This is a genomic window from Tropicimonas sp. S265A, from assembly GCF_049800835.1.
GTDB lineage: Bacteria > Pseudomonadota > Alphaproteobacteria > Rhodobacterales > Rhodobacteraceae > Dinoroseobacter.
In genome coordinates this window covers 184,692-198,210 of record NZ_JBNAFU010000004.1, presented here as the reverse complement: position 1 = coordinate 198,210, position 13,519 = coordinate 184,692, and the positions used below count along the sequence as shown (strand labels likewise).

Here is a 13,519-nt window from a genome sequence, read left to right as displayed (position 1 = left end):
CAAGAAAGTGGACCATGTCAACCAATTTTACCGGCGCTTCGGATATTCGCATCGCCCAACTTGTGGATCGTCTTTTCCGACGCATCCACGCAGGGCTGCACAGTCGCGCGCCAGAGTTTGACAAAGACAACATCGGACCCGGCGGAAGCATGATCCTGCTGACCATCGAAGAGCTTCAGCCAACACCGATCCATGCGCTTGTGACGCATCTTGCCCGCGACAAATCCCAGATCACGCGCGCGCTGAAATCGCTTGAGACCAAGGGGATGATCAAGCGCCAGACCGCCGAAGACGATGGCCGCGTTGTCGTCGTGGCGCTGACCGACACGGGCCAGCACATGGTGGAACAGCTACAGGTCGTCCTCGCCGAAACAATAGGAGAGATACTTGGCCCTCTGGCGGCAGAGGACCATGCCGTACTTGAAACCCTGCTGAGGCGAGTGGTTCCGCCACCCGGACGGGCACAAAGCTGATCCGAATAAGCCGCGCCTTGCCTCAGGCCTTGGGATGGGCGTTTCGGTAAACGTCCATCAGTCGCGAGGTATCGACCGCCGTGTAGGCCTGCGTCGTCGACAGAGAGGCATGGCCCAGTAGTTCCTGAATAGCCCGCAAATCGCCGCCCGCGCTCAGCAAATGGGTCGCAAAGGAATGGCGCAAGGCATGCGGCGTTGCCGTAGATGGCAAGCCTAGCTGAAGCCTTGCCTGCTCCATCACCTTGGCAATAAGCCGGGAGTTCAAAGCCCCGCCCCGCACCCCGCGAAACAGCGGCGCGTCAGCCTCTTGTGGGTGGGGGCAAAGTGCCAAGTACTGGTCTACGGCCTTACGCGCGGCGGGAAGAACAGGCACGAGACGTTCCTTGTCGCCCTTGCCGCGAATACGCAGCACCTCCGGCAGAGGTGCATCCGCACCGGTCAGACCAAGCGCCTCGGAAATGCGCAAGCCGCAGCCATACAGCAGGGTCACCACCGCCACGTCACGCGCCGCGACCCACCCGTCCTTGGCCTGCATCTCCACCCGGTCAATCATGGCTTGGGCGGCATCTTCGGCCAACGGGCGCGGCAGTTTCCGGGTGTATTTCGGGCTGCGCGCGGCCAGAACGGCTGTGGGCTCGAAGCCGTCCCGCTCGCCCAGCCAGCGGAAGAATGTCTTGACTGCCGACAGCGCCCGGGCCAACGACCGCGCGCTGAGCCCCTGTTTGCGCGCGTCGGCCATCCACGCACGCATCTCTGTCTGGGTCACTGATTTGAGCATCGCCGTGCCCCCGGTCTCACCGCGATAGCGCGTCAGAAACCCGAGAAATCCGGACACATCCCGGCGGTAAGCGGAAATCGTCGCTTCGGACGCCGCCTGCAGCGCACGCATCCTGTCCAGCCACGCCTCCAGCACGGCATGGGTCTGATCGGTCAGTTGGGTCTCTGTCACGCGATCCAGCGCAGGATGGCGCGTTCAGTCACCCCCGCAAAGAAGGTCAAGAGATCGGTACCCTGATTGGGGCGGAAATGTTCGGGATCTTCGGAGCCAAGTGCCAGAAGACCGGGCAAACGCGCCTCGCCGAAATCGAGCTTCAAGAGCGCTTCGGACCCGATATGCGGCGCGGCAGCCCCGTACAGGATCGCCGTTTCAGGCGAAGCCGTTTGCAGTGTCACCTTGCGCGTCGGCATATTGCTGGAACTGCCGGTCATCCGATCAATCCCACCGAATTCCACGACCTTCAAAACTTCGTCGAGTTGCGCGAGCACCGGATCCGGGGCGGCGTCGTGACTTTCCAAAACGAGACGCACCGCGTCCACGTGCAGCAGGTCCGCCACCTCGCCCCCCAGGTTCTGCATGAACGCGGTAAATTCCACCGGTTCGAGCACGCTCAGGATGGCCCGGTGGATCTGGTTCGTGCCAGCGAGGTTTTCATACGCCGCTGCGATCACACTGCGATGGGTATCCTCAAGCCGGTCGAGCCGTGCTTCGAGCTTTTCCATCGCAATACCGCGCAAATCGACGATATTGGTTCCCATTTTGCGCTCATCGGCATGAACGAGGGCGCGCATAACCTCCGGATCATCCAGAATCATGTCGGGTTCCGCCATGATCCGATCCTTCAGATCATGCAGAATTTCAGCGGCTTCGCGCATCTTATTCGGGTTCCTGCTCAAATCTCGCAACTCTTGTTGTTTTGCGCAGCAGCATACACGATCACAGAATCTTCTGGCCAGTCTTTTCCCAGTCGGACAGAAATTGTGCCAGACCCTTGTCCGTGAGCACGTGGTTGGCCATCGCCTTGATCACGCCCGGAGGGGCCGTCGCGACATCCGCCCCGATGAGGGCCGCGTCCTTCATATGGTTGGCGGAGCGGATCGAGGCTGCCAGGATGTTCGTCTCATACCCGTAATTGTCGTAGATCGCGCGGATATCGGCAATCAACTCCATCCCGTCGAGATTGATATCGTCCAGCCGCCCAATGAACGGCGAGATGAACGTGGCTCCGGCCTTCGCCGCAATCAGCGCCTGATTGGCCGAAAAACACAGCGTGACATTCACCATCGTGCCAGCATCCGTGAGCGTTTTGCAGGTTTTCAGACCCGCCCATGTCAAAGGCACCTTCACGGCGATGTTGGGCGCGATCTCGGCCAGCTTGCGACCCTCCGCGATCATCTCGTCTGCGTCGGTCGCCACCACCTCGGCGCTGACGGGTCCGTCGACCATGTCACAGATTTCTTTCGTGACCTCCAGGATATCGCGGCCAGACTTAAGGATAAGCGACGGGTTTGTCGTCACTCCGTCGACCATGCCGAGGTCGTTCAGTTCTGCGATGGCGGCCACATCTGCGGTATCGACGAAGAATTTCACGGGGAGAACTCCTGCAAAGGGGTTGAGGACAGTTTGGCGGTCTCTTATCGCATGGGGGTTAGCGGGGAAAGGGTGGTCGCGATGCGGTTTGAAGCGGGAGAGTTGTTGGGCGTTCTCACGACCCAACCGCTTGATCGCACCCTTGACTACCGCGCGCCCGAAGGCGGATGCAGCCTCGGCGATTTCGTCGAAGTGCCGTTGGGCCCGCGCCGTGTCGTCGGCGTGGTCTGGGGCCGAGCTGCGGGCGGATGGGACCCGGCCAAGGTGCGCGCAATCCACCGTGTTCTGGATGTCCCCCCGATGCGCGAGGAGATGGTGGAATTCCTGACCCGCGCGGGAGCTTACACGCTGACGCCCCTGTCGGCGATGCTGCGGCTGGCCACGCGCGCGCCGGGGTTGGGCGACGCCCCGGGGATGCGCAAGGTGCTCGTCCGTGGGCATGGGGAACCCGCCCGCATGACCGACGCGCGGACAGCTGTGATGGATGCGCTGGTCGACTACGACGATGCCCCCGTCACGCAAGCGGAACTGGCACAGGCCGCCGGGGTGACACCCTCGGTGATCAAGGGGCTGGTAAAGGCCGGGGCCATCCTGGAGCAAGACAGTCCGCGCGACCTGCCCTACGCGCCGCTTGATGTGACCCGGGCGGGCAAGCCGCTGACGGCTGATCAGGAAGTGGCCAGTGGTACGCTTATCCACGCAATCGAGGCGCAAGCCTACGGGACCACGCTGCTGAAGGGCGTGACCGGATCCGGGAAAACGGAAGTCTATCTCGAAGCCGTCGCCGCCTGTCTCGCCCAAGGGCGGCAGGCTCTGGTTCTGCTCCCGGAAATCGCGCTCTCTGCCGAGTTCCTGGCCCGCGTGGAGGCCCGGTTCGGCGCGCGGCCCGCAGAATGGCATTCCGGTGTGACAATGACGGAACGCCGCCGGTGCTGGCGCATGGTCGCCGAGGGCGGGGCCCAGTTCGTTGTCGGGGCCAGATCCGCCCTGTTCCTGCCTTTTCGCGATCTGGGCCTGATCGTCGTCGATGAGGAACACGATACGTCCTACAAGCAAGAGGATGGGGTGCTTTACAATGCGCGGGACATGGCCGTGCTGCGCGCGTCGATTTGCTCTGCACAAGTCGTTCTGGCCTCCGCCACGCCGTCGCTGGAAACTTGGGTGAACGCAGAACAGGGCAAGTATGGCAAGCTGACGCTGACCTCCCGCTTTGGCGATGCGGAACTTCCAGAGATGCGCGCGATTGACCTGCGCGGTCAGGACATGCCCGCCAACCAGTGGCTCTCTCCCGCGTTGCGGGCGGCAACGAGTGCCCGGCTCAAGGCCGGCGAGCAGACACTGTTTTTTCTGAACCGACGCGGCTATGCGCCCGTGACCCTGTGCAGGGCTTGCGGGCACCAGATCGGATGTGATGACTGCGACGCGCGCATGGTCGAACACAGGTTCCAGAAACGATTGATGTGCCATCAATGCGGGGCGACCAAAGCCATCCCCGACAAATGCCCGTCCTGCGCCGCCGAGGGCAAACTCGCGCCCGTCGGCCCGGGGGTGGAGCGTGTGGCAGAAGAAGCCGCAGCCGCCTTCCCCGACGCGCGGATTGCGGTTCTTTCGTCGGACCTGTTCGGATCAGCGCGTGCGCTTAAGGCCCAGATCGCCGAGATTACCGAAGGCGCTGCGGATATCATCATCGGGACCCAGCTTGTCGCGAAAGGGCACAATTTTCCGCTGCTGACGCTGGTGGGTGTCGTGGATGCAGATCTGGGTCTGCAGGGATCAGACCTGCGCGCTGCCGAGCGAACGTTCCAACTGATGCGACAGGTCGCCGGCCGTGCGGGGCGTGCCGAAAAACCCGGCGAAGCGCTACTGCAAACATTTCAGCCCGAACATCCCGTTATCCGATCCATCCTGTCCGGCGACGAGGAGGCGTTCTGGACAGCCGAAGCCCGAGAGCGACAAGCCGCAGGCATGCCACCGTTCGGACGGCTTGCGGGGATCATCCTGTCTTCGCCCGACTTGCAGGCCGTTTTCGATGTTGGCAACGCGCTTGCGCGGGCGGACGGGCCGCTGCAAGCTGTCGGAGCTCAGGTGTACGGCCCCGCGCCAGCGCCGATTGCCCGCGTACGTGGGCGGCATCGCATCAGACTATTGGTGAAGGCTGCAAAGACGACGCCGTTGCAACCGGCACTGGCAAAATGGGTTGCACAGATCAAGCTGCCGCGCGATCTGCGCCTTGCTGTCGACATAGACCCACAGAGTTTCTTCTAGGCCGCATCTCTACCACGTGGCCTGCAAGGCAACGGGTTGACCCAATTGAGACCCACCTGCCCTTTCGGCAGTTGATGCCGTTTCGGCCACCGCCTGATCCTGTACCATTGCGGTCAGCCACATCATCGCAAGCACAGGGGCAAGGATCGCCATCGCAGCCGCGGGTTTCCACCACACGACCTGCCGCTTGAGCCGCCCGATGGCGGCACCGGCGCAGGCACCGAGCACGATGAAGGCGAGCGGAAGGGCCACCAGTACCAGAATGAACGCCATTGCCCCTGCCCCGGCCAGGCCCGCAACCGATTTTCCCGTGGCAAAGATCATCGCAGTGACAACGCCGCCCAGAAGGATCACGAGCGTCTCTGAACCAACACGCGCGCCCCGGCGTGGTCCTTTCATCCAGGAAAGGGCAAAGGCCGCGTAATATCCGGCCAAGAGGATCACGATCGTTTCCGGCAAGGTCATCTTCACCTCCTGAGTGTATTTGCGCATGCAGCATACCAGAAAGTTGTAACCCTCTCATGGCAATTTACGTTTTGATAACCTGATTGGCCCTTTTGCTGTTTTGGCGTCGACCTCTTTGCCTCTTTGAGTTGCAACAAGCCCAATTTCTGAGCCCACGCGACGCACCTCTGGCATCAAGGGGCGCCAGTCCTCTGCAAGGGCACGCGCGGCTTCTGAGGGGCAAAATGTACGCCCTGCCCCCCTTTGCTCGGCAAGAGCAAGAAGGACTTCGGCGATCCTTGTGTCACTCGGCCGCAATCTTGTCCTGTGTGCGTGTCTCGAAATCCGCCGCACTGTGACGTTCATGCAGCTGCATGGATGGCTCGCCAAAGGTCCTGTTCACCATGCGACCACGCTGAACAGCCGCGCGTGCGTCGATGCGGTTGGCCCAGCCCACGACGTTCGTGTAGCTCTCGACATCAAGAAACTCTGCGGCATCGTAGAGGCGCCCCAGAACCAATTGACCGTACCATGACCACACCGCGATATCGGCAATTGTGTAGGTGTCGCCCGCCAGCCACTCGCTTTCCGCAAGGCGCCGGTCCAGGACATCGAGCTGGCGTTTCGCCTCCATCGAGAAACGGTTGATCGGGTACTCCATGGGCTCTGGCGCATATGCATAGAAATGGCCGAAACCTCCGCCGAGGTAAGGCGCGCTGCCCATCTGCCAGAACAACCAGCTGAGCATCTCGGGCCGGGCATCATGGCTGAGAAAAGCGTCAAACTTCTCCGCGAGATGCAACAGAATCGCCCCGCTTTCGAACACGCGCACGGGTTCAGCGCCCGAGTGGTCCATCAAGGCGGGGATCTTGGAGTTCGGGTTTACATCGACAAACCCGGACCCGAACTGGTCGCCATCGCCGATCTTGATCAGCCATGCATCATATTCAGCGTCATGTCCGGCAGCCAGAAGCTCTTCGAGCAGGACCGTCACTTTCACCCCGTTCGGGGTCGCCAGCGAATAGAGCTGGAAGGGATGTTTGCCGACGGGCAAATCCTTGTCGTGTGTCGCTCCGGCGATCGGACGATTTATAGAGGCAAACTTGCCGCCACTCTGCTGATCCCATGTCCAGACGTTCGGGGGCGTGTAGCTTGGGGTGGTGCTCATCGGGGTCTCCTTCGGTTAGGGCACAGGTAGTGCGGGAACCGTGGCTGCCCAACTGACAGGCGAGGTTTTGCGCGCTTCAACCCGGTCAGGCGCCGTCTTTGCCTGCCCGTCCGGCGGCGCCGGCGCCGGCTTGTTGATCGCGCAGGGGTTGCGCCATTTCCAATTCCAAGCCGCGGCCATGAAAACTCAGCACTTCCGACAACTTGCGCGGCGCGATGGCCAAATGGGATACGACCTCCGGCGATACGACCACTGCCCGACCGGACTGTGGGTTGGGGGCATCGGGCAGAAAAAGCACGACACGTCCATCGGACAGGCGGTCCACTTCGAAACCCAAACGCGCGGTGTCACCAAGTTCTGCGATGACGGGGCGAAAGCCGTGCATCAGATCATCATCTCCGGACGCGCCGCCGAGGTAGCTTTTCACGATCGTGTAACCTGGAACCCCGCGGGCCATCGCGCGGTCCAACCCGGTCAGGTACCGCGACAGGCCGGTCGCCCGCGACAGCAGCCCCAGAAGATATATTCCGAGGACCAAAACCAGTAGGCACATGCCCACGACAAGAACAACTCCGATCACGCGATCCACTCCGAGCCTCGCAACAACCGGTTCGAGAAATGGGCGGAGGGTGGCCACTGCCTTTGCCACCACGAAAACCAGGGCAAAAAGCGGCAGAAACACAACCGCGCCTGTGATCATCGTTGCGATAAAATGGGTTCTCATACGTTTCCTTCGTACGGCTTGAACGGAACGGCGCGCTCAAAACCTGTAGCTGGCGGACAACAGGAAGCGATCGCTGTTCGCGCTGTAACTGTATTCTCCGGTCAGGGAATACCCCTGGATGAACCCCAGGTTCAAACCCAGCGCGACCGCCCACCGGTCTATGTTCTGAACGTCGGCCCTGTAACGTACTTCCAGACTGTCGCCGTTCGGAAAGGCATCGTTCAAGCGCGTCACACCCTCCACTGTCTGATCCAGAACGAAGTAATTCAAACCGACATAGGGGGCCGCGATGTTGCCCTGGCCGTAGGACCAGCGCCTTCCCAGCCGTGCACCGGCGTTGTAGGACCGGATTGTGGTCTCTGCGTTCTCGCCGAACGACGCGGTAGCGGAGAGTGTTCCGCTGGTAAACCAATTGCCCCATCCATAGACGGCCGTTGCCCCTAGTGTGACAGCCAGCGTGTCCACGCCGGCGCGGAACGTCGCCCGGACCGGATCGCACGGATTGAAGGGCGGGCACAAAGCAGGTGGCAACACGTCCGCCGGGTCAACGACCACGTCGAGATCCACATTTCCGTCTACCTGGGCCAGCGTGGCGAAAACGTTGATGTTGGGCAGAACCCAGACGTCGCCCTTGACGGAAACCGAGTCGGTATCGCTGATCACGTTCTCCAGGGTGACGAAGGGAATGGACACAAGGTCAGTCCCTGGCGGTGGCGGCGTGGCCCGTCCAAGCGCCACCGCAAGGTTCGAAATGCTCTGTTCCTGCCGGTTGTCGATACCCATGATACTCAGTCCATAGGGCTGTGGCAGGCTGAACCCCCGGTCGATCGCATCCTGTGCCCTGAGCGGAAAACGACGGTCATACTCAATCTGGTCTTCAGGTGTTTCGACTGCGTCAGGGTATCTGAGACGCAACCTTTCAGGGATCACCCAAAGAGCCGACAGGGACGGCAGGATGCCGTCTGCCTCCGGGATGTCGGGGCTAGCCCCCTGCGCTGCCGCGCCGCCAATGGCGTAGGTGGAGCAGAGCATCGCCGAAAGGCCGCGCCGGACAGTGTCACGCAGCAATGGAAAGACCGTCGCCAAGGGTCAGAAACGGAAGGTGTACCCGACGAATGGGCCAACCTGCGTCACATCATAGGCGAACGTCCCATCGGACCGCTCCGTCTCGAAGTCGATGCTGTAGTAGCGTACGCCCACCTTCAATGCACTGGTGTCGCTCAGCGCGTAGTCCGCGCCAAGTGTGGCGCTCCATTGCAGGTCGCTGTCATTCACCCCGAAGCCACCCGCATCCACAAGCGCGCCCCCAGTCCAACGATCATTGATTTCCCAGACGTAACGGGCGCCGATGACCGGCTCCCACCAGGTTTCCGTTCCCCCCAGCGTCAGGCCGGGCCCCGGGCCTCCGGACAGGCTGATTTCCTGTTTCAGGCTGTTGTAGCGCACGCCACCCTGCACATCGAAAGAATAGCGGGCGCCGTTTGCCAGAACTCCGGAACTGGCGCGATAACCGGCCAGCAACCCGAGCCACCACTGGCGCGAGTCCACGTCTGCCACAACCATCCCCGCCGGCCCGGAACCATTCGCGGAAAGGTCCACGTAGTTGCCGTCGACAATAAGGCCGAAATCATTCTGCCAGGCTTCGTAGCGCAAGGATGCCCCGAAATTGAGGATGTCCAGAACATCACCGAGGTCGAGGTCGACATCGGCCTCTGCCCCTGCGACGGTCGAGGTTCCGGACGTCTCGAAAGGTGTGAAAAGGTACAGTGTCAGGTCTTGCGACCAGTCACCGCCGGACTGAAGCACGGCCGAATTTGCAAATGCGGCAGTCGCCCACAACGCACATGCCGTTGATCCTGCAAGTGTCTTGAACATATCTCTTGTCCTGTTCATTGATCGCGGGTGAGGTCCGCTGACCGGTATCGTCGCAACCTGCAAGCGAAAAAGCAACATCCCGGCCGCACCACGAAAGGCAATGACAAGACGACTTTACCGGCGATATGACTGACCTACCGCTCACCGAAGGACCGTCAGCCGTGCTGAGAGAAATCCGAATTCGCTTCCAAGAGGCATTTGCCCGCTGGCTCCCGTTTCTGACCGTACACCTTTTCATTCGCCTCGTGATCGCAGCCATCCTTGTGCCATTGATCGGCGCCCTGCTGGCCTTGTCTTTGAGCTTCGGCGATCAGGCCGCCATGACGGATCAGGACATTGCCCGGTTTCTCCTGACACCGGCAGGTCTGCTGGCGGGGATTGCCGTAGTCTCCCTGTTGGTGATTGCCGCCGTGCTGGATGTGGCAGTTATGACAACGCTGCTGCATCAGGGTCACTCGCGCCCCGTACACGCCCTTCAGACCGCCACACGGTTCATTCTGCGATCCATCGGTCCGCTCGTTCGCTTCGCTCTTGCTTTTCTTGCGCGGGTTGCATTGCTCGCCGCGCCCTTTCTGGCGATGGCCGGGGCAATCGCCCTGCTCCTGCTTCGCGAGTACGACATCAACTACTATCTGACCGCGCGCCCACCCAGCTTTCTGATCGCGGTTGTGTTGATTGGAGGGCTGCTCACCGTTCTGGCGGCTCTGTTGCTGCACCGGTTCTCCGGCTGGGCCATAGCGATGCATTTGACGCTGTTCGAACGCAGCAGTGCACGGGCATCGTTCCTCGCAAGCCGGGACCGGATGGAGGGGCACCGCAAGAACCTTGTGATGCGCGTGCTGACCTGGCTCGCGGTTCGCGGTCTGATTGCCGCTGCGATCGCGGCCGTCGCAGGTTTCGCGCTGGCCGAGTTACCTGATCTGGCGGGCAACCGGTTGCGCCTTTTGACCGGATCAATGATCGCGGTCGGCGTTCTGTGGTCGCTCGCCAACACGGTTCTGAACGCCATCGCGAACGGGGTTCTGGCCGATATCCTCAACGATGAGTTCGAGCGCGCGCAGATCGGCCGCACGAGCTACGAAGACCACCACGGCCAGGCAGATCCGGTCCCTCTGTTCTCGGTGCCGAACCTTGTCGTCGGCGGGCTTGCCATCCTGTCGATCGCCAGCCTTGGAACCGGCGGGGTCCTTCTTGAAAACGTGCGCAGCGACGCGCAGGTGGAGGTGATCGGCCACCGCGGCGCTGCTGCCTTGCGCCCCGAGAACACACTGGCGGCCGTGGAGAAGGCCATCGAGGACGGCGCCGACTGGGTGGAGATCGACGTCCAGGAAAGCGCCGATGGCGAGGTGATTATCGCCCACGACAGTGATTTCATGAAAGCCGCACGCGTGCCCACAAAAGTCTGGGACGTTACCGCAGCCGAGTTGGCGGATATCGACATAGGCAGCTGGTTCGACCCAGCCTATGCAGACGAACGCGTCCCGACACTCGAACAGGTTCTGGCAACTGCCAAGGACCGCGCCAAAGTCATCATCGAATTGAAGTATTACGGGCATGATGTCGATCTTGAGAACCGGGTCATTGCCGAGGTCGAAGCGGCGGGCATGGCGGACCAGATTGCCACGATGTCGCTGAAATACCCTGCGGTTCAGAAAATGCTGTCGCTGCGACCGGACTGGCGCACAGGCGTTCTGGCGGCCACCGCCGTCGGGGACCTTAGCGGGCTCGACGGCAATTTCCTTGCGGTGAATACCGGACAGGCCACGACGCGTCTGGTCCAGCGCGCCGACGCGGCTGGAAAGGACGTGTATGTCTGGACTGTCAATGATCCGGTTTCGATGATGCGCATGATCACGCTCGGTGTTGACGGGCTGATCACCGATGATCCCGCACTGGCGCGACGTGTGATCGCGCATCGTGCCTCGCTCAACACGATCGAAAGGCTGTTGCTGGCGGTCGGTGACAGGATCGGTGTGGCTTTCGACCTGGATGCACCTGAGGAGCTGCGCCCATGAGAACGTTATTATTCGCGGTTGTTTGCTGCTTGCCGACAGTGGCGCAGGCGGATCAGGAAACTTCCTTCGGCGCATTGCAGCGCACGTTCGAATTGCCTGCACACCGCGGGCTCCAGAGGACGATCAAAGCGCCCGAAACCGTTCTCGAACCGTTTACAACGGATGGATGCAGCGGCGGGCTATCGTCAACATGGGCGGTGGTGGCAGACATCTTTCCCGGCTTTGCGGACGCCCATGAAGGGCGCCCCCCATGGGAGGCATGCTGCGTCGCACATGACCGCCGGTACCACGATGCGGATGGCGCAGGGTCGCCGGACGCGAGCTTCGACGCGCGGCTGAAGGCGGACGAGGAACTGCGAAGCTGCGTCCGCGCGCACGGCGAAACAAACCTCGATAAGATGGCCGCGCGTTATGACGCCACCCCAGATCAGGTTGAACTGGCCTACCGGACCATCGCGGACGCGATGTTCAATGCGGTGCGCTTCGGCGGCGGTCCCTGCACGGGGCTGCCTTGGCGCTGGGGGTACGGCTATCCGCAATGCCTGCCGTCTTTGCCCTGACCCATAAAACAAAGGAGAGGCCGATGGCCGAACGCAGTTTGCCGGGAACCCTGAAGAACCTCGCGCTCGCGCTTCTGAACGCCACGCTGCTGCTTTTGGCCGTGTGCCTGTTTCTGGCCTGGCAGCTTGTTCAGAGCTTCGCGGATATCTCAACTCAGTTGACAGAGACGCTCACCGGTATCACGCCGCTGCGCACGGATGTTCAGGTCCTTTCGGCAGAGAGCGCTGCCTTGCGCGCGGAACTGACCGCGTTGCGTGACCTCGAGAGGACTGGGACGGCTGACCTTTCACAAGGTGCGCTCGCCAGGATTGCCGGGCTGGAGGCCCGTCTGACCGAGATTGCCGACAGAGTCGACGGGATCACCTCTGCCCCCGAAACCCTCATGATTGCCGCTCTGGACCACGCGTTGGATAGGGCGACTGGCGGGCTCACCAAGCTTGCCGACTGCAAAGCCCCGGATACCTGAAATGCATAGCGTCGCACGGGGGGATGGTGCAGCGTCTCAACCGGACAGACGCAGGGCGGCGTGACCCGATTTCTGCGCTTTGCAGTCCCGAAAGTCTGGAGTAGAACCGGGCAAAGTGGTCCCGTAGCTCAACTGGATAGAGCACCTGACTTCTAATCAGGATGTTGGGGGTTCGAGTCCTCCCGGGATCGCCACCACCTGCGCCGCTACCGTCGCTCCGATCTCAGATTTCGCACCTCATGAAGGTGCTGAGCGGGTCGGCAACATATGAACCAAACGGCGCGCACTCGACAAACCCGACACTCTTGTAAAGCGCCCTGGCCGGCGCAAACAGGTCCGCCGTTCCGGTTTCCAGCCACAGCGTTTGATAACCGGACTGCTTCGCCTGCGCTGTCAGATACGCCAAAAGGGCCCTTCCCGCGCCGCGCCCGCGCAGGGTGTCGTGGCAGTGCATGGACTTCAGTTCCGCAGCCCCGTCTGCCAAGGGAAGAAACGCTCCGATGGCAAGAACCTCACCCGCCCGGTCACGTCCGCAGAACACCCGCGCGCCAGAGGCTCGCAACTCGGCTGCGGTCATGACATGACAACTCTCCGCCGGGGAAGTCGCGCGCATCAAGGCGTGATGGCGCGCCAGCAAGGCATCCGCCGACGGATCAATCGTATGTAACTGTGAAAACGTCAGAGGGTGGTTCAATGAGTCCAGGCGCGCCGACGGTTCGTGGCGAAGTTGTCCCCGTAGCCGCCCGGCCGAATATTGGCCTTGCGCTTTTTCGGCTCGGTCACAATTGCCTCGATCCCATGCTCTTTCGCGTAGGCCAGCGCCGCTTCCTTGGTGGCAAAGGTCAGCTTGATCTGCGCTTGCGTATCCGCCGATCCGGTCCACCCCATCAACGGGTCCAGTTCGCGCGGGGCCGCGGGGGCGTATTCCAACACCCAATGATGCGTTTTGGCCTGACCGGATGACATGGCGGTGCGGGCCGGTTGATAAATACGCGCTTGCATGTCGGACCTCCAAAGGTTGCGTCCCTGTATCGCTGAACCTCTCGGTGGAGGCAAGAACGCACGATGCGACCGACGGACGCAAATCAGTCGCGACAAGACCGGCCTAAAGCGCTTTGGTGGGGAGGTGCGAAGCGACTGCCGATCAGCTCCGAGGGAGC

16 protein-coding genes and 1 tRNA gene are annotated in these 13,519 nt (G+C 61.8%); 6 read left to right on the top strand and 11 right to left on the bottom strand.

From position 1 onward, the window contains the following. Positions 1-14 precede the first annotated feature (14 nt). A complete protein-coding gene (locus ACP15N_RS12685; protein ID WP_425092672.1) occupies positions 15-473 on the top strand; it encodes a MarR family winged helix-turn-helix transcriptional regulator in 459 nt (152 codons plus the stop codon). Between the two features lie 22 nt (positions 474-495). Here the strand turns inward: ACP15N_RS12685 and ACP15N_RS12680 are convergent, their stop codons facing one another. The 3 genes from ACP15N_RS12680 to fsa form a co-directional block, all read right to left on the bottom strand. Beyond that, the gene (locus ACP15N_RS12680; RefSeq protein WP_425092671.1) at positions 496-1,422 is read right to left on the bottom strand and encodes a tyrosine recombinase XerC; all 927 of its coding nucleotides are present in this window, start codon (positions 1,420-1,422) and stop codon (positions 496-498) included. Beyond that, positions 1,419-2,126: a DUF484 family protein gene (locus tag ACP15N_RS12675; protein WP_425092670.1), complete on the bottom strand. Its 708-nt coding sequence runs from the start codon at positions 2,124-2,126 to the stop codon at positions 1,419-1,421. The genes ACP15N_RS12680 and ACP15N_RS12675 overlap by 4 nt, the downstream gene beginning before the upstream one ends. A gap of 61 nt (positions 2,127-2,187) precedes the next feature. Then, on the bottom strand, positions 2,188-2,841 hold the full coding sequence (gene fsa / locus ACP15N_RS12670; protein WP_425092669.1) for a fructose-6-phosphate aldolase: 654 nt from the start codon (positions 2,839-2,841) through the stop codon (positions 2,188-2,190). Between the two features lie 81 nt (positions 2,842-2,922). Between fsa and ACP15N_RS12665 the strand changes: the two genes are divergently transcribed. Further along, the gene (locus tag ACP15N_RS12665) at positions 2,923-5,106 is read left to right on the top strand and encodes a primosomal protein N' (RefSeq protein ID WP_425092668.1); all 2,184 of its coding nucleotides are present in this window, start codon (positions 2,923-2,925) and stop codon (positions 5,104-5,106) included. A gap of 9 nt (positions 5,107-5,115) precedes the next feature. Here the strand turns inward: ACP15N_RS12665 and ACP15N_RS12660 are convergent, their stop codons facing one another. The 6 genes from ACP15N_RS12660 to ACP15N_RS12635 all read right to left on the bottom strand — a co-directional run bounded on the left by ACP15N_RS12660 (position 5,116) and on the right by ACP15N_RS12635 (position 9,317). After that, positions 5,116-5,571, bottom strand: a complete 456-nt coding sequence (locus ACP15N_RS12660) for a hypothetical protein (protein ID WP_425092667.1) — start codon at positions 5,569-5,571, stop codon at positions 5,116-5,118. A 54-nt stretch (positions 5,572-5,625) separates the two neighbouring features. Further along, positions 5,626-5,916, bottom strand: a complete 291-nt coding sequence (locus ACP15N_RS12655) for a DUF3253 domain-containing protein (RefSeq protein ID WP_425092666.1) — start codon at positions 5,914-5,916, stop codon at positions 5,626-5,628. Then, positions 5,855-6,718, bottom strand: coding sequence for a glutathione-dependent disulfide-bond oxidoreductase (yghU, locus tag ACP15N_RS12650; protein ID WP_425092665.1), 864 nt, complete (start codon positions 6,716-6,718; stop codon positions 5,855-5,857). Before yghU ends, ACP15N_RS12655 begins: the two co-directional genes overlap by 62 nt. A gap of 85 nt (positions 6,719-6,803) precedes the next feature. Next, positions 6,804-7,442 (bottom strand): hypothetical protein, encoded by a 639-nt coding sequence (locus ACP15N_RS12645; RefSeq protein ID WP_425092664.1) that lies wholly within the window; start codon positions 7,440-7,442, stop codon positions 6,804-6,806. A gap of 36 nt (positions 7,443-7,478) precedes the next feature. Beyond that, the gene (locus ACP15N_RS12640) at positions 7,479-8,528 is read right to left on the bottom strand and encodes an autotransporter outer membrane beta-barrel domain-containing protein (RefSeq protein ID WP_425092663.1); all 1,050 of its coding nucleotides are present in this window, start codon (positions 8,526-8,528) and stop codon (positions 7,479-7,481) included. A 3-nt stretch (positions 8,529-8,531) separates the two neighbouring features. Beyond that, positions 8,532-9,317 carry a hypothetical protein gene (locus ACP15N_RS12635; protein WP_425092662.1) on the bottom strand — a complete coding sequence of 262 codons (786 nt, stop codon included), beginning with the start codon at positions 9,315-9,317 and terminating at the stop codon, positions 8,532-8,534. Positions 9,318-9,442: 125 nt separating this feature from the next. Between ACP15N_RS12635 and ACP15N_RS12630 the strand changes: the two genes are divergently transcribed. The 4 genes from ACP15N_RS12630 to ACP15N_RS12615 all read left to right on the top strand — a co-directional run bounded on the left by ACP15N_RS12630 (position 9,443) and on the right by ACP15N_RS12615 (position 12,553). Continuing rightward, positions 9,443-11,332, top strand: a complete 1,890-nt coding sequence (locus ACP15N_RS12630) for a glycerophosphodiester phosphodiesterase family protein (protein WP_425092661.1) — start codon at positions 9,443-9,445, stop codon at positions 11,330-11,332. Next, on the top strand, positions 11,329-11,892 hold the full coding sequence (locus ACP15N_RS12625; RefSeq protein ID WP_425092660.1) for a hypothetical protein: 564 nt from the start codon (positions 11,329-11,331) through the stop codon (positions 11,890-11,892). Before ACP15N_RS12630 ends, ACP15N_RS12625 begins: the two co-directional genes overlap by 4 nt. A gap of 23 nt (positions 11,893-11,915) precedes the next feature. Continuing rightward, complete coding sequence (locus ACP15N_RS12620; protein ID WP_425092659.1) at positions 11,916-12,359, top strand: hypothetical protein; 444 nt, start codon at positions 11,916-11,918, stop codon at positions 12,357-12,359. A gap of 117 nt (positions 12,360-12,476) precedes the next feature. Next, positions 12,477-12,553 (top strand) — tRNA-Arg (locus ACP15N_RS12615). 29 nt (positions 12,554-12,582) lie between these two features. On the opposite strand, the gene ACP15N_RS12610 is transcribed toward ACP15N_RS12615, so the two are convergent. Both ACP15N_RS12610 and ACP15N_RS12605 read right to left on the bottom strand, forming a co-directional pair. Beyond that, positions 12,583-12,936 carry a GNAT family N-acetyltransferase gene (locus tag ACP15N_RS12610; RefSeq protein ID WP_425092658.1) on the bottom strand — a complete coding sequence of 118 codons (354 nt, stop codon included), beginning with the start codon at positions 12,934-12,936 and terminating at the stop codon, positions 12,583-12,585. Between the two features lie 113 nt (positions 12,937-13,049). Beyond that, positions 13,050-13,361 (bottom strand): ETC complex I subunit, encoded by a 312-nt coding sequence (locus tag ACP15N_RS12605; protein ID WP_425092657.1) that lies wholly within the window; start codon positions 13,359-13,361, stop codon positions 13,050-13,052. Positions 13,362-13,519 lie beyond the last annotated feature (158 nt).

Coding starts and splice junctions, on each gene's coding strand:
- ACP15N_RS12685 (WP_425092672.1), top strand. CDS start 15: ATGTCAACCAATTTTACCGGCGCTTCGGATATTCGCATCGCCCAACTT.
- ACP15N_RS12655 (WP_425092666.1), bottom strand. CDS start 5,916: ATGAACGTCACAGTGCGGCGGATTTCGAGACACGCACACAGGACAAGA.
- ACP15N_RS12620 (WP_425092659.1), top strand. CDS start 11,916: ATGGCCGAACGCAGTTTGCCGGGAACCCTGAAGAACCTCGCGCTCGCG.
- ACP15N_RS12630 (WP_425092661.1), top strand. CDS start 9,443: ATGACTGACCTACCGCTCACCGAAGGACCGTCAGCCGTGCTGAGAGAA.
- ACP15N_RS12660 (WP_425092667.1), bottom strand. CDS start 5,571: ATGACCTTGCCGGAAACGATCGTGATCCTCTTGGCCGGATATTACGCG.
- ACP15N_RS12635 (WP_425092662.1), bottom strand. CDS start 9,317: ATGTTCAAGACACTTGCAGGATCAACGGCATGTGCGTTGTGGGCGACT.
- ACP15N_RS12625 (WP_425092660.1), top strand. CDS start 11,329: ATGAGAACGTTATTATTCGCGGTTGTTTGCTGCTTGCCGACAGTGGCG.
- ACP15N_RS12610 (WP_425092658.1), bottom strand. CDS start 12,936: ATGACCGCAGCCGAGTTGCGAGCCTCTGGCGCGCGGGTGTTCTGCGGA.
- ACP15N_RS12645 (WP_425092664.1), bottom strand. CDS start 7,442: ATGAGAACCCATTTTATCGCAACGATGATCACAGGCGCGGTTGTGTTT.
- ACP15N_RS12605 (WP_425092657.1), bottom strand. CDS start 13,361: ATGCAAGCGCGTATTTATCAACCGGCCCGCACCGCCATGTCATCCGGT.
- ACP15N_RS12675 (WP_425092670.1), bottom strand. CDS start 2,126: ATGCGCGAAGCCGCTGAAATTCTGCATGATCTGAAGGATCGGATCATG.
- ACP15N_RS12665 (WP_425092668.1), top strand. CDS start 2,923: ATGCGGTTTGAAGCGGGAGAGTTGTTGGGCGTTCTCACGACCCAACCG.
- yghU (WP_425092665.1), bottom strand. CDS start 6,718: ATGAGCACCACCCCAAGCTACACGCCCCCGAACGTCTGGACATGGGAT.